This is a genomic window from Niastella populi, assembly GCF_002078015.1.
In the GTDB taxonomy this organism is placed as follows: Bacteria; Bacteroidota; Bacteroidia; order Chitinophagales; family Chitinophagaceae; genus Niastella; species Niastella populi.
Genome location: NZ_LWBP01000102.1, coordinates 1 through 1,304, shown reverse-complemented (window position 1 = coordinate 1,304; position 1,304 = coordinate 1). Strand labels below are relative to the sequence as shown.

Sequence of the window (1,304 nt, the reverse complement as noted above, 5' to 3'; positions counted from 1 at the left end):
TGTCGGCTCCCCCTGTTTTAGTGCCAGTATCAATTAGAGATTTCAAATGTAAAAATCTTTTGGCTTTCGACCGCTTTATCCACTACCGGCTGCGCTTCAATTTGTAAAGGATTTCCGCTTGCCGGTGTGGATAAAGCTGCTTGCCTATTTTTCAGTTCAGCGTACTTTATCGGGGATAAATAACCCAGGGATTTGTGAGGTCGCTCTGTGTTGTAGTCTACCCGCCATTCTTCACTCATAACTCTTACTTCAGCGAGGCTGTTAAACAGATAAGCATCTAACAGTTCTCTTCTAAGACTTCCGTTCTTTCTTTCGATATAGGCATTTTGCATGGGTCTGCCAGGCTGAATGAATTGTATGCTGATCTGTCTATCTTTGCACCATTGCTCTAATAGATGGCTGATGAATTCAGGGCCGTTATCGCACCTGATATTAGCCGGTTTGCCTCTTTCGGCAATGAGCCTTTCAAGCACGCGTATTACCCGCCGGGCCGGTAGCGAAGTATCTATTTCGATAGCCAATGATTCACGATTAAAGTCGTCAATAACATTGAATAACCGGAACTTTCTGCCATCCACCAAACTGTCACACATGAAGTCAATACTCCACACCTGATTAGGCGCTGTGGGAACACTTAACGGCTGTCTTACTCTTTCCGGTAAACGCTTTTTGGCCCGACGGCGGATATTGAGATTCATGTCTGTATACACCCGATAAATTCTTTTGTGATTCCACCAATACCCCCTGTTCCATAGTCTGTAACAGCATTGCCAGAATCCTATAGCTGCATGCCTGGTGGTGAGTGCAGTTAATGCGGTTTGAAGTTCTGTATCATCTTTTGATTTTGACTGGTACTGACAGGTTGTTCGGGATATACCCATCAATTTACACGCCTTACGGTTACTTAACTGCTGATCAGTTGTCAAGAAATCAACAGCCTCCCGTTTCTCCTGCGGCGTCACAACTTTTTTTCGATTAAAGCCTTCATGGCTCTATTTTCAAGGCTCATTTCCGCAAACATTTTTTTGAGCTCGGCATTTTCTTTTTCCAATTCCTTCATTTTCGATACATCACTGGCTTCCATTCCCCCATACCTGGCTTTCCAATTATAAAAAGTCGCTTCGCTGATGCCCAACTCACGGCTAATATCTTTAACCGGTATTCCTGCTTCCTGTTGCTTTAATGCAGTTACAATCTGATGTTCTGTGAATCTTCCTTTTTTCATTGCTTGTAAAATTAAAAGTTAATAATCAAATTTGTCATTAACTCTAACTTTAACTGGCCGAATTTGGGGGGAGCCTACA

1 pseudogene is annotated in these 1,304 nt (G+C 42.9%); it reads right to left on the bottom strand.

Annotated elements, in window-relative coordinates:
- Nucleotides 1–155: 155 nt before the first annotated feature.
- Nucleotides 156–1,225 (bottom strand): annotated as a pseudogene (locus A4R26_RS10760) (IS3 family transposase); the annotation flags it as partial.
- Nucleotides 1,226–1,304: the final 79 nt, after the last annotated feature.